The 13,728-nt window shown below is 61.6% G+C and carries 8 protein-coding genes; all 8 read right to left on the bottom strand.

What is annotated here, in order from left to right:
- Positions 1-13 precede the first annotated feature (13 nt).
- Positions 14-778, bottom strand: a complete 765-nt coding sequence (locus AC07XF_RS19340; protein ID WP_495027713.1) for an endonuclease/exonuclease/phosphatase family protein — start codon at positions 776-778, stop codon at positions 14-16.
- A gap of 296 nt (positions 779-1,074) precedes the next feature.
- Complete coding sequence (locus AC07XF_RS19345) at positions 1,075-1,833, bottom strand: PIG-L deacetylase family protein (protein ID WP_495027714.1); 759 nt, start codon at positions 1,831-1,833, stop codon at positions 1,075-1,077.
- Positions 1,834-2,048: 215 nt separating this feature from the next.
- Complete coding sequence (glgX, locus tag AC07XF_RS19350) at positions 2,049-4,211, bottom strand: glycogen debranching protein GlgX (protein WP_495027715.1); 2,163 nt, start codon at positions 4,209-4,211, stop codon at positions 2,049-2,051.
- Positions 4,212-4,503: 292 nt separating this feature from the next.
- Positions 4,504-4,839: a DUF2934 domain-containing protein gene (locus AC07XF_RS19355; RefSeq protein WP_495027716.1), complete on the bottom strand. Its 336-nt coding sequence runs from the start codon at positions 4,837-4,839 to the stop codon at positions 4,504-4,506.
- Between the two features lie 21 nt (positions 4,840-4,860).
- Positions 4,861-7,656, bottom strand: coding sequence for a malto-oligosyltrehalose synthase (locus AC07XF_RS19360; RefSeq protein ID WP_495027717.1), 2,796 nt, complete (start codon positions 7,654-7,656; stop codon positions 4,861-4,863).
- Positions 7,653-9,731, bottom strand: a complete 2,079-nt coding sequence (malQ, locus tag AC07XF_RS19365) for a 4-alpha-glucanotransferase (protein WP_495027718.1) — start codon at positions 9,729-9,731, stop codon at positions 7,653-7,655. The genes AC07XF_RS19360 and malQ overlap by 4 nt, the downstream gene beginning before the upstream one ends.
- On the bottom strand, positions 9,728-11,524 hold the full coding sequence (gene treZ, locus AC07XF_RS19370) for a malto-oligosyltrehalose trehalohydrolase (RefSeq protein WP_495027719.1): 1,797 nt from the start codon (positions 11,522-11,524) through the stop codon (positions 9,728-9,730). Before treZ ends, malQ begins: the two co-directional genes overlap by 4 nt.
- A gap of 12 nt (positions 11,525-11,536) precedes the next feature.
- Entirely contained in the window at positions 11,537-13,120 is a 1,584-nt protein-coding gene (glgA, locus tag AC07XF_RS19375; RefSeq protein WP_495027720.1) for a glycogen synthase GlgA, read from the bottom strand.
- Positions 13,121-13,728: the final 608 nt, after the last annotated feature.

Genomic DNA, 13,728 nt, shown 5'->3' on the forward strand with positions numbered 1-13,728 from the left:
GAATGGCCGTGATTCAGAGATGCACTTCCACCGCCAGCGGCAAATGATCGGAAAGGTGCGTCCACGGCTTGTTCCCGAGTATTTGTGGCTCGTGGCTGCTGGCGTTGCGCAGGTAGACGCGGTCCAGGCGCAACAAGGGAAATCGCGCGGGGTAGGTTTTGGCCGGCCGGCCATGGTGGCGTTCGAAGGCTTCGTGCAGGTCATCGCGGCGGGCAAGGGCGGCGTTGCCCTGCATTTGCCAGTCGTTGAAGTCGCCGGCAATGATCACCGGCGCCTGGTCAGGCAGGGACTCAAGGAGTTGGCAGAGCAACTGCAACTGCAGTTGACGATGACTTTCCAGCAGGCTGAGGTGAACGCAGATGGCATGCACTTCGCTATGCCCCGGCACGTCCAGCACGCAGTGCAGCAAGCCGCGGCGTTCCGGACCGGTAATGGAAACATCCAGGTTTCGGTACTCGCGGATCGGGTATTTCGACAGCAGGGCATTACCATGATGACCGTCGGGATAGACGGCATTGCGCCCATAGGCGAAGTCGCTCCACATGCTGTCGGCAAGGAATTCATATTGCGAGGTTTGTGGCCAATCGTTGTAGCGCGAGGAGTGGCGGTCGTGCTCGCCGACGACTTCTTGCAGAAACACCAGGTCCGCCGACGTACTGCGCACCGCTTCACGCAATTCGGGGAGGATGAAGCGCCGGTTGAGTGCGGTAAATCCCTTGTGGGTGTTGACCGTCAGCACGCGAAGCCGATGGATGGCCGGGGGTGTGTTCAATGGCATTGATTCGGCTACCTGCCGTTTTGAATGACTGGCCACATGCGCTCCTCTGATTCAGGGCTGCTTATGTATGCGACTGACGCATGGACGCGCAGTTCAGTTTGCCTTTAACGCCAACGCGCCAAATCTGACACTCTGCGGCGCACGGGGTTTGTGTTTTCAGCGCCGGCGGCCAATGCCCCCTGTAGGAGCGAGCTTGCTCGCGATAAACCGGAGAACACCGCGGGGCGCCTGCCAACCAGCGTTATCGTTGACGACCATCGCGAGCAAGCTCGCTCCTACAAAAAAGCGCAGTGGGCCTAGACGAAGACGATTTCATAAGGCAAACGGATGCGCTCCAGCAGCGTCCGGGGCAGCAACGGTGCGAGGCCGATGGCCGGTTCGCCGTCGAGTTGGCTGGCGTAGGCGTGGGTGGCGTGGCTCTTGCGGGCGATGGTCCAGGTATCGAGGCGCACCTTGCGTGCACGATGCCAGGGAATCAGCTCGCGGTCCCGTGCCGGCCAGTGCCAGGCCCAGAACGGTACGTCGTTGTAAGTTGCCCCTACGCTGGCCGCCGCCCTGGCGCTGGCGCGGCCAACGGTGTCGTGGTCGACGTTACCGTCCTCGCGCCAGGTGCTGAACACCACATCACCGGGGCGCAGGTAGCGCGTGATGAATCGCACGATCTGTTCTTCGTGCTCCACCAGCGCGTTGTCGGTAAAGCCGCCACGAATCCACTTCAGGCTGTGCATCGGCAATCCGAGTCGGCGTATGGCTTCGACGCTTTCCTGAGGACGAAATACGCTGAGGCGTTTTTCCGACCACTGGCGAGAGCCCGGATGGCTGGCGCTGCCATCGGTGATCGAGAGTAATTGCAGTGGGTGGCCCAGGTTGCTGAGCAATTGCAGGAGGCCGCCGCAGGTCACGACTTCATCGCCGGGGTGTGGGGCAATGAGCACTGCGCGTGCGCCGGTGGGCACCAGGGTTTGGGTGCTGATGACCGGAATGCTGTCCAGTTGCGGGGCACTGTTCCAGATCTGTGATGGCAGGCTGGCTTCGCTGACGGAAACGGATTTCATGGGTACCACGTCCTTGTTCTGCTTCGCCTTCAGTCATGCGCGATCCAGGCCCGGCAGACCCGTGAGGGCTCGTTGATAGCAATGTGCGACAAGCCAAACCCTGGATTGCCACGCGTCGAGTATTGCTCATGTAACGCTATCCGTCGCGTCGCGAAGTTATCCAAAATGATTTTTCCGCTCTGCGGTGCTGGTGCCATGAATGCCTGATGCCTCTTTTACTCTTCTTCCTCATGTTGCAACTCGAACAGCAGCAACGAGCGGCCGGTGACCGAGTATTCGTGGCCAAACTCAAAGCGTTCCTGGCCACGGATCGACGGCTGGTTGGTGTCGATCATGCAGGTCCAGAAACCGCCGTCAGGCACTTCCGGCAGCCGGAAATTGACGATGTCGTGATGGGCATTGACCACCAGCATCAACGTCGCATCGGCGCCTTTGCGGCGAATGCCGGTTTCCTGGGCACGGCCATCGAGCAGCATGCCCAGGCAACGATTGTGTGCATCGTGCCAATGCTTGGTGGTCATTTCCGTGCCGTCTGGTGCCAGCCAGGTCACGTCCTTGACGCCGATGTCCTCGTTGTAATTACCCACCAGAAATCGCCCGCGCCGCAGGACCGGGTACGTCAGGCGCAACTTGATCAGGCGTTTGACGAACTTGAGCAGGGCTTTGCCATCTTCGCTGAGGTTCCAGTTGACCCAGCCAATCTCGCTGTCCTGGCAGTACGCATTGTTGTTGCCGTCCTGGGTGCGGGCGAATTCGTCGCCGGCCACCAGCATCGGCGTGCCTTGGGCCAGCAGCAGGGTGGCGAAGAAATTGCGCATCTGCCGATGTCGCAGCGCGTTGATTTCGGGATCGTCGGTGGGGCCTTCGACGCCGTGGTTCCACGACAGGTTGTTGTTGCTGCCGTCCTGATTGTCTTCGTCGTTGGCTTCATTGTGTTTGTCGTTGTACGACACCAGGTCATTGAGGGTGAAACCGTCGTGGGCGGTGACGAAATTGACCGATGAGTAGGGCCGTCGGCCACGTTGATTGAACATTTCGCCCGAAGCGGTCAGGCGGCTGGCAAAGTCCGCCAGTTGCCCGCCGTCGCCTTTCCAGAACGCGCGTACGGTGTCGCGGAACTTGTCGTTCCACTCGACCCAGCCCGGCGGAAAATTGCCGACTTGATAACCGCCGGGGCCACAGTCCCAGGGTTCGGCAATCAGTTTGACCTGGCGCAGCACCGGGTCCTGACGGCAGGCCACCAGGAAGCTGTGGCGTTCGTCGAAGCCATCGTGGTAACGCCCGAGGATGGTCGCCAGGTCAAAGCGGAAACCGTCCACGTGCATCTCCGAGGCCCAGTAGCGCAAGGAGTCGGTGACCATTTGCAGCACGCACGGGTGGCTCAAGTCCAGGGTGTTGCCCGTGCCGGAATCGTTGATATAGAAGCGTTTGTCATCGGGCTTGAGGCGGTAGTAGGACGCGTTGTCGATGCCGCGCATGGACAGGGTCGGGCCTTGTTCGTTGCCCTCGGCGGTGTGGTTGTAGACCACGTCGAGGATCACCTCCAGATTGGCCTCGTGCAGGTGCGCCACCATTTCCTTGAATTCGGCAATCTTGCCGCTGGCCAGGTAACGCGGGTCGGGGGCGAAGAACGCAATGCTGTTGTAGCCCCAGTAATTGGTCATGCCCTTGTGCAGCAAATGCTGGTCGTTGACGAACGCGTGGATCGGCAGCAGTTCCACGGTCGACACGCCGAGCTTGCGGATGTGTTCCACCACATCATCGACCATCAACCCGGCAAACGTGCCGCGTACGTTTTCGGGTACGGCAGGGTGACGCATGCTGAAGCCGCGCACATGGGTTTCATAAATGATCGTCTTGTCCCACGGCACGCTGACACGATGATCGTGGCCCCAGGTGTGCGCCGGGTCGATGACCTTGCATTTGGGCACGAAGGGCGCGCTGTCCCGTTCATCGAAACTGAGGTCGGCGTCGGGGTGGCCGATGGTGTAGCCGAACAGTGCTTCGGACCATTTCAGCTTGCCGACCAGTTGTTTGGCGTAGGGGTCGATCAGCAGTTTGTTGGGGTTGAAGCGATGGCCGTTGGCCGGGTCGTACGGACCGTACACGCGATAGCCGTAGATCAGCCCCGGATGGGCGTCGGGCAAGTAGCCGTGATAGATCTCGTCGGTGTATTCGGGCAGTTCGATGCGTTCGAGTTCCACCTCGCCGGTGTCGTCGAACAGGCACAGTTCAACCTTGGTGGCGTGGGCGGAAAACAGGGCGAAGTTGACTCCCAGTCCATCCCAGGTGGCACCCAGCGGGAAGGGCAGGCCTTCGCGGATTCGTGTGGTTTCGGCACGAGGGGCTGGCGCGGGGGCTTTCTTTGGGCTGGTCATAAGTGCTCCTGGCTACAAATACTCGCTGATCAGCATTGCAACCTGTGGGAGCGGGCTTGCTCGCGAAGGCGGTGTGTCAGGCAACATCAATGCTGGAAGTGATGGCCTCTTCGCGGGCAAGCCCGCTCCCACAGTTTTTGATGGTGTGGCTGCAATCTGTGGCAACGAACAGGTCCCTGTGGGAGCGGGCTTGCTCGCGAAAGCGGTATGTCAGACAAATTGATGTCGACAGACACTCCCTCTGCGCGAGCAAGCCCGCTCCCACAGGTTTGTTGTTGGCAGCGCGAACGCCTCAGATCGCTGGCGGTTTTCGCGCCGCCCGGGGCTTTTTCTCGACGGCCTTTTCTCCTGGAGGGATGACTTTCGAAGCCGCCGCCGGTTTGGCTTTGGTCTTTGGCGCGGCGGTCTTGCCGTTGAGTGTCTTGTCGGTGGTGAGTTTTGCATTGCCGGTTTTCTTCGGTGCTGCCTTGCTGGCGGCGGTCTTTGGGGATTTGCTCGGGGCCAGGGCTTCGGCTTCTGCCAGTTTGCACGCCATCTCCCAGTGTCGGGCCTCCTGACCTTCGGGTTTTCCTTCGGACTCCCAGATCTGATAGGCGAATTCGCGGATGCGTTTATCGTCGGTACTCATCGCAATGCTCCTGAACTGAACTCAAGTGTGGGTTGTTTGAATAATGAGATTGACCGGGAAGTCCCCCAGCGCGGCGCTGACCTGCAGTTCCCTGTTTTTTGTGACTGTGATGGCGGAAAAAAGTCCCTGCAGAGGCTCGTCAGGGACGGTGAACGGCAATTTGACCCGGGTATCGCCCCACAGCGGCGCGTGGACCTGCGGTTCGGCACCGTTTTCCAGCAGTTCGGCACAGCGTATCGGCACAATCACGATGGCGCGTTTTCCCTCCCGTTCACGGACAAAACCCAGCACTCGATGGGCCTCGCTGCCCACCACTTCCAGGGCCTGGTAAGTGCCACGCCGAAACAGCTCGGCATGCTCGGCACGCAGGTTCAAGGTGCGCGCAATCAAGGCTTGCTTGATGCGCCCGTCACGCCAGTTCGCCAGCAGGTCAGCTGGATCATCCGCTTGCTGCATCGCCTGCTGGCGGCGGGTGTAGTCCACCGGGCGACGGTTGTCCGGATCGACCAGGCTGAAGTCCCAGAAATCGTTGCCCTGATACAGATCCGGCACGCCGGGCACGGTCATGCGCAGCAAGGTTTGCGCCAAACCGTTGAGCGCACCGGGTACGGCAATCGATCGGGCAGCCTTGGCGAGGGCTGCACGCAACAGCTCTCCTTCAGGGCTGAGCAACAGGCGCCGGATGAAGTCCTCGGTCGCTTGCTCATAAGGGTCATTGGGCGCGCTCCAACTGCTTTGCAGCTTGGCTTCGCGCAGGGCCTTGCGTTGCCACTGCCAGAGGCGTTTTGCGTAGTCTTCGAGCGCCGGCGGATTATCGATACCCAACTCCAGCGGCCAACTGCCGAGGATCGCTTGATACAGAATCAATTCATCGCCTGCCGACGGCACTTGATCGTCATCGCGCAATGGCCGGGCGAGGGCGCGCCACAGGCCGATCTGGTCGGCATACCAGGTACTGCGTTCGCTCAATACCGCCAGCCGTGCCCGTGAATCTTCGCCACGCTTGTGGTCGTGGGTGGCGCTGGCCAGCAGATTGTCCGGGAAGGTCTCGAGGCGCTCGATGCAGGCCTGATGAAAGTCGGCGACCGCTGCGCTGAACTGTTCGGTGTTGAAGCCCACGTCATTGCGCGAGAGCAGGACCGCCGAACGATAGAGCGCGGTGTCCTCCACCGCTTTCGCCGCTGCCGGCGAGGTCAGTTGCTGGAAGCGTACGCAGGCGTGCTTGAGGCGTTTGCGCTGGCGACCGGCCGGGCGCCGCCGCCAGGGCTCACCGCCGAGCCAGCCGGCCAGGCAGTCGAGCACCGGCCAGTCTGCCTCGCCCAGGGTTAGACGGGCGCCGTCCATGGCCTGCTGGAAAAACACCTGGTCTTGGGCCGTACGGCCAAGGGCGCTGATGTAGATGCGGTACACCGGGAAATGCACGATCAACGCCTGCAAGGCCCGGCGAATGGCGCCGAGGGTCAGGTCGCGGGTCATGAGATTGTCCCGGGCCACTTGCAGCAAGGCCTGGGCGACGCTTTCGAAATCCCCGGCCAGGGAACTGTTGAGGATTTGCTGGCGGGCCAGTTGTGCTTCCTGGGAGAAATCGGCGGGCCGCTCGCTGTGACGCTGCCAGAGTTCGGCCAGTGTCTGCGCGCCCCGTGGCTCATGTTGCAGCAGTGACAACTGGTTCATGAATTCGTAACCGGTGCTGCCGTCCACCGACCAGTCGCGATGCAGGGTTTCGTCTTCGCCGAGAATCTTTTCGACATAGATGGGCAGGTGGCGGCCCGCTGACAGACTGTCCACCCGGCGACGCAGTTTTCGGCAGTAGCCCCGCGGGTCGGCGAGGCCGTCGATATGGTCGATGCGCAACCCGTCGATCAGCCCTTGCGACACCAGTTGGAAGATCTTCGCGTGGGTGGCTTCGAACACGGCGGGACGCTCGACACGCAGTCCGCCGAGTTCATTGATATCAAAGAAACGTCGCCAGTTGATGTCATCGGCGGCAGTGCGCCAACTGGCGAGGCGATAGCTCTGGCGTTCCAGCAGGTTGTGCAGGCGCTGGAAGCCTTCGCTGGTGAGTGAGTTGTAGTTTTTCAAGTGTTGCTCAATGGCTTGAGCAATGAGCGGATCGCTGACCAGATCGCGAAGTTCTGCTTTCAGCGGCATGGCCAGGCTGTGGGCGTCGGTCTGGTAGCTCAGGGTGCTGAAGCGATCGGCCAGGGTCTTGAGTTGTTCGGCCTGTTGCGCATTGAGCGACGCATCGGCCTTGAGCAATTCGCCGTAATCGCTTGGGCAAATGGGAAAGCGGTGTTCGTAGTGCTCGACGTGGAACGTGCCGTGCCAGGCATCGAATCGCAAGGGCAGGGTGCCGTCGTGCAACGCGACACCGTAGTCGCTGCCCAGAAACGGCAGGAGCAACTGGCCTTCCATCAACGGATCGGGCGAGTGCCACTGGATGTCGAAAAACTCGCCGTAGGGGCTCAGACGCCCCCATTCCAACAAGTCCAGCCACCAGGGATTATCACTGCCGCCGACCGCCATATGATTGGAGACGATATCGAGGATCAAGCCCATGTTCTGCCCGTGCAAGGCGCTGACCAGGCTGCGCAGCGCCGCCTCACCACCCAGTTCCGGGTTGACCCTGGTCGGGTCCACCACGTCATAGCCATGCGTGGACCCGGCGCGGGCGCGTAACAGCGGGGAGGCATAGACATGGCTGATGCCGAGGCGGGCGAAATACGGCACCAGTGGCACCGCATCTTCCAGCGTGAAGCCTTTATGAAATTGCAGCCGCAAAGTGGCGCGCAGCGGGCGGGTCAGCACTTGATTCATCGATCACGCTCGGCCGCCTGAAGTCGCGCGCAGGCGAGCAGTTCCAGACGTCGCGCCGCATCCGCTCCATCGAGCAGGGCTTCGCTGTAACCGGGCAAGCGCCGCGACCAGTTGGGGTGCGTATCGATCGTGCCGGGCAGATTGGCCTGTTGTTCCACGCCAAGGGCATCTTCCAGCGGCAGCAGCACCAACGGCGCCCGGGTATGGCCGAGAAAGCGCACGCTGGCATCGAGCACCTGGTCGGTTTCGTGGGACTCTTCGCGAAAATTTTGCGGGTCCTGGCTCAACGCCCGGCGCAAGCCTTCGCGCTCACGTTCACGATGCTGGCGCCATTCGATTTCAGCGCTGGCATCGACCATGCCGAGCCGGGCGTTCCAGTCGATATCGCGGCCATGCCACCAGCCGTTGAGGGTGGGCAGGTCATGAGTGCTGGTGGTCGCCAGGGCGTTGTCCGGCCAGTCGAGGATAGGTTTGAAGTGAGTGTTGTCCTGCTCGAACAGCAGCACCCGCATGCCGAGCATCGAACGGGCGATGAGTTTTTCCCGCAGGCCGTCCGGCACGGTGCCGAGGTCTTCGCCGAGGACGATGGCTTGATGGCGATGGGATTCCAGGGTCAGCAAACGCAGCAGATCGTCCACCGGGTAATACAGATAAGCACCGTCGGCCGGCGGCGAGCCGTTGGGGATCACCCACAAACGCTGCAAGCCCATGACATGATCGATGCGCAAGCCACCGGAGTGGGCGAAATTGGCCCGCAACATTTCGATGAAGGCCCGGAAACCATTGCGCACCAGGCCTTCAGGGGAGAACGCGGAAATTCCCCAGCCCTGGCCGCTGCGGTTGAGAATGTCCGGTGGCGCACCGACGGTGAGGGAGGCAAGCAGTTCGTCCTGACGGCTCCAGGCCTGACTGCCGCCGCCATCGGCGCCGACGGCCAGGTCGGCGATCAGGCCAATACTCATGCCGCTGGCGCGGGCGGCGGTTTGTGCGCGCTCCAGGCAGCGGGTGATCAGCCACTGACAGAAGGCGAAGAAGCCGATGCGCCCGGCATTCTCTTCGGCAAATGCCGCCAGTTCGGCGCTGTGCGGATTACGCCAGGCTTCGGGCCACTGCCGCCAGTCGAGGTGTTCACCGCGGGCGGCGCGAGCCTCCTGGATGGCCTCGAAGCGGCAGTGGTTTTCCAGCGCTTCGCCGGCGGCCTGACGAAAACTGCTGAAGTCTTCGTGCAACGGGTGTTCACCGTGGACGAAACCCTCGTACAGCGATTGCAACAACCGATGCTTAGCTTCGGCAGCGGCCGGCCAGTCAATCAGCGGGCGTTCTTCCAGCGCCTTGAGTTCAACCGCCAGTCCCGTTGCATCAATGGCGGTCCGCAGTGCGCGTTCGCCGAGAATGGTGCCGGGGGCGCAATAAAGGCTGTTGAGAAACAAACGGCTGGACGGCGAATACGGACTGTAGCGCCGGGTGTCACTGGAAAACATCGCATGCAACGGGCTGATCGCCAGCGCCTCGGCGCCACGCTCACCGGCGACCCGGGCGAGGTCCTCCAGCGCCTGGGTGTCACCAAACCCGCCATCGCCGGGGCGGCGCAATCCATACAACTGCACGCTCAGGCCCCAGGCGCGCGGGATCGGATTGTCCACGGCATCAGCCACGCTGTAGCAACGGGTCGGGGCCACGGCCAGGGTGAAGGTTTGTCCGTCGATGCTGACCTGTTGATAGCCGACCGGTACCAGTCCCGGCAGCACCGCCTTGGCGTCCAGTTTGAGGTTGAGCTGCGAACCGTCTTCGAGGTGGATTTCGCAAGGGGTTCCAGGCTCGAAATAACGCGCCAGGTCCAGGCCCGCCCCGACATCGGCGGTCATCAATGGCGGCAAGCGAAGGGTTTGTTGCGCCGCCTGCAACTCCAGCAGGCTGGCATCGATTTCCTGGGCACTGCCGGCCGGGTGGCCAAGGCCGGTCAGCACGTTGCGCAACACTGAAGGCGCGACTTTTTGCGGGCGGCCGTTGGCGTCGATCCAGTCGACCGCGAGGCCGGCACGGCTGGCCAGGATTTCCAGTTGCGCATCACTCATGGACGCTCTCCATACGAAGTAGCAAGGGGGGCTGCGGCGGCGAGGCTGACGAGCGCGCAATACGGGGCAAGGGTGCCTTGGTCCAGCAGGTCGGTGCTCTGTGGCGGGTATTCGAACAACTGTGCGGCGCCGGACTGTGAGGTGTGGACGACGGGCCTGTCGCTGAGGTTCAGGTCAATGCGCAGTTGACTGCCATCGCCCAAGCGCCAGGAGGCACTGAGCGCGCCTTCGCCCAGCACGTCGGTGCCCAGTGCCCGGGCGCCCGGCAAGCGCGGAATGATGAGCCGGTGACGGATCTGCAACAGTCGGCAATACAGGTCGTGCATCTCTGAATGGCCGGTCGATGGCAGGACAGGGCGGGACGCGGCAAACGTCTGCGGGTCATTCGGGTCCGGAATGTGTTCGTGCAGGTCAGGGTCCGCAAACGTGCTGAACGCAGCGAACTCATTGCGCCGGCCGTCGCGAACCTGCTTGGCCAGTTCACCGTGATGGCTGGTGAAAAACAGGAAGGGTTGTTCGACGGCAAACTCGTCGCCCATGAACAGCAGCGGAATCATCGGTGACAGCAACAACAACACCGTGGCGGCCCGCAGCGCCTGCGGGTGGGCGAGTTGATGCAGGCGCTCGCCGAAGGCCCGATTGCCGATCTGATCATGATTCTGCAAAAAAAGGATGAAGGCGACGGGCGGCAAATGCCCGCTGGGCTCACCGCGCGCCACACCATGGCGGTTGAGATGGCCCTGGAACGCGAAGCCCTGGCTCAGGCAGCGCGCCAGTTGTTCGGTGGGGTTGTGCGCGTAGTCGGCGTAATAGGCGTCGGTTTCGCCAGTCAGCAATACATGCAAGGCGTTGTGGCCGTCGTCATTCCATTGCCCGTCGTAACCATGCTCGAGCAGGCTGGCCTGGTTGTGTTCGTTCTCCACCATCAGCCACACATGCCGTGCCGGTCCCGTCTGCTGGCGCACCCGTCGTGCCAGTTCCTGGAGGAAATCCGGGTCTTCGATGGCGTGCACCGCATCCAGGCGCAAACCGTCGAAGCGGTATTCCAGCAGCCACATCAAGGCGTTTTCGATGAAGAAGTCCCGCACTTCGCGGCACCGGAAATCGATGGCTGCGCCCCATGGCGTGTGTTTGTCTTCGCGGAAGAAACCCTTGGCATAACGATGCAGGTAATTGCCGTCCGGGCCGAAGTGGTTGTAGACCACGTCGAGAATCACCGCCAGGCCGTGGCCGTGGGCTGTGTCGATCAAGTGCTTGAGCTGCTCGGGGGAACCGTATGAAGCCTGGGGCGCGTAGGGCAGGACGCCGTCATAACCCCAATTGCGCTCACCGGGAAACTGCGCGATGGGCATCAGCTCGATCGCGGTGACGCCCAGTTCGACCAGCCGCGCCAAATGCGCCTCGACGGCACTGAAGCCGCCGAGCGCACCGACGTGCAGTTCGTAGATCACCACCTCGTTCCATGGGCGTCCCAGCCATTCACTGTGTTGCCACGCATAGGCCAGCGGATCGACCACCACACTGTGCCGGTCGATATCGCCGGCCTGAGCGCGGGAGGCAGGGTCGGGCACCTCCAGCTCACCGTCGATGCTGTAGCGGTAACGCGTGCCTGCCGGGCAGCGGGTGTTGCTCACGAACCAGCCGTCGGCCTGGGGCAGCAACGGCAAGGACTGTCCATTTTCCAGTTCGACACTGACGTAGAACGCATCTGGCGCCCACAACGCGAATCGCGTGTGCTCTGCGTCCAGCATGATTGCGCCGTGGGGCCAGGTCTCAAGGGTCCGTAACGGCATCTTGAAAGCCTCTTACTGTTTGTTCGATTTCCCCAACGCTTTCGCCACAAGCTGTTCGTAGAGTTCGGCGTAGGGTTCCACCGCCTTGCACCAGTTGAACGGCGCTGCCATGGCCCGGCAACGCATGGCATGCAGCAGGTCGGGGAAGGCGAACACCTTGAACGCGCGGCTCAGGGCTTCCTGGTAGCTCTGCACCGTGGATTCATCGAACAGGAAACCGGTCACGCCGTTTTCGATCGTGTCGGCCAGGCCACCGGTATTGCGTGCCACCGGCAACGAACCGAAGCGCTGGGCATACATCTGGCTCAGGCCGCACGGCTCGTAACGCGAAGGCATCAGTAGGAAATCGCTGCCAGCGAACATGCGCCGGGCGTCGGTTTCGTTGAAGCCGATGCGCACGCCGATCTGTCCGGGGAAACGCAGGGCCAGTTCGCGCATTGACTGTTCTTCTTCCGGTTCGCCGCGGCCGATGATTGCAATCTGGCCGCCGGATTTGACGATGTACTCGGAGACCGCTTCGGTGAGGTCCAGGCCTTTCTGGTAGACCAGGCGCGAAACCACCGCGAACAGCGGCCCTTCGGAATCCTGCAGGCCGAACAGCTCACGGACATGGGCGGCGTTCACGGCCTTGCCGTCCCAGTCGCCGATTTCGAACGGGCAGAACAGGTGCGGGTCGGTCGCCGCATCCCAGCTTTCATCGATGCCGTTGGGAATCCCGCTGAGCAGGCCTTGCTGGGTCTTGGCGGCGAGAAAACCGTCGAGACCGCAGCCGAAGTCCGGGGTGGTGATTTCCTGGGCGTAGGTCGCGCTGACCGTGGTGATGTGGCTCGAATAGGCCATGCCGGCCTTGAGGAACGACATCTTGCCGTAGAACTCCATGCCTTCCTGTTGCAGCGCGTGATGGGGAATGCCCAGTTCGGGGCACGAACCCAGGCTGGTCACGCCTTGATAGGCCAGGTTGTGAATGGTGAATAGCGTCGGTGTGCGCTGTCCACGCCAGTGCATGTAGGCCGGGGCCAGGCCAGCCGGCCAGTCGTGGGCGTGCACCAGATCCGGGCACCAGTGGATTTGCGCGAGGTTGGCGGCAATATCGGCAGCTGCCAGGCCGAGGCGGGCGAAACGGATATGGTTGTCCGGCCAGTCGCGGCCGTTGTTGGCGCCGTAGGGCGAACCTTCGCGCTCGTAGAGTTCGGGGCAGATCAATACATAAATGACCAGACCGTCGGGCATGTCCATGCGCCCGATCTTGCACGGTGGCAACGCCGCATGACCGCCGAGCTCACCGATAATATGAATGGGGTTCTCGCTGTGCAGTACCTGCGGGTAACCCGGGATCAGCACCCGCACATCGTGCAGATGGGCCATGGCCCGTGGCAGCGCTGCGGAAACGTCGCCCAGGCCACCGGTTTTCACCAGGTCGGCAATCTCCGAGGTGACGAACAACACTTTTTTACGGTTCGGATTCTGGTTGGCTGCCGGGGCCAGCGTCCTGGTGCCAGGAACGCTGACGGGTTGGGTGTTTGCGGCAGTAACGGCACTCGATTCGCCGACCTGATGAGCACGCTCTCCCTGTATTTCCAAAACCGTACTGATCATATGAATCTCCCGTGTTGTTGATCTAATTCTTAGGTCTGGCAAACGGTGTTTCATGGCCCATTCCCGTGGCCGGGCGCAAAAGCGCTACGCATCAGTGAGCAAGCGCTGCCCAATGCGTCGAAGCAAAAGGGGTGAATGAGCAGTTGCAAAGATTGCACCAGTCGCAACGCACCTTCTTTTCAGATGACCGATCGGGATTGGAAAAAGTTTCGACTATTTTTCCACTTTGTGACCGACTGGTTTCGTCTTGAGAAAATGAGTCTAGGCCAGAACTTAGAGCGGTAAAGGCCAGATGGCAAAATTGTTCGACAATCGGTTTGTAGCGGTACGGACGTGCCTGATCGAGGTGCAAACGTCCCGACGAAGTGCATGTTTTTTTGCGTTTTGGCCTCAAAAAGTCACTGGGCAGTCACATAAATGTGCGAGGCGTTTTGATGGGTGTGCACTGTTACGGTGCGCGCTTGGCAAGTCCCGCATTTGGCCGAACCACTACCTTACAGTCCACCTTGGTGCCTAATGCCGATCAGTCAGGCTACGCCTTCCTTGTAGCAGCTGCCGAAGGCTGCGTCCGGCTGCGCAGCAGTCGTAAATCCGGCTTGCACGATCTC

This window comes from Pseudomonas sp. GW821-FHT01C01, assembly GCF_059422645.1.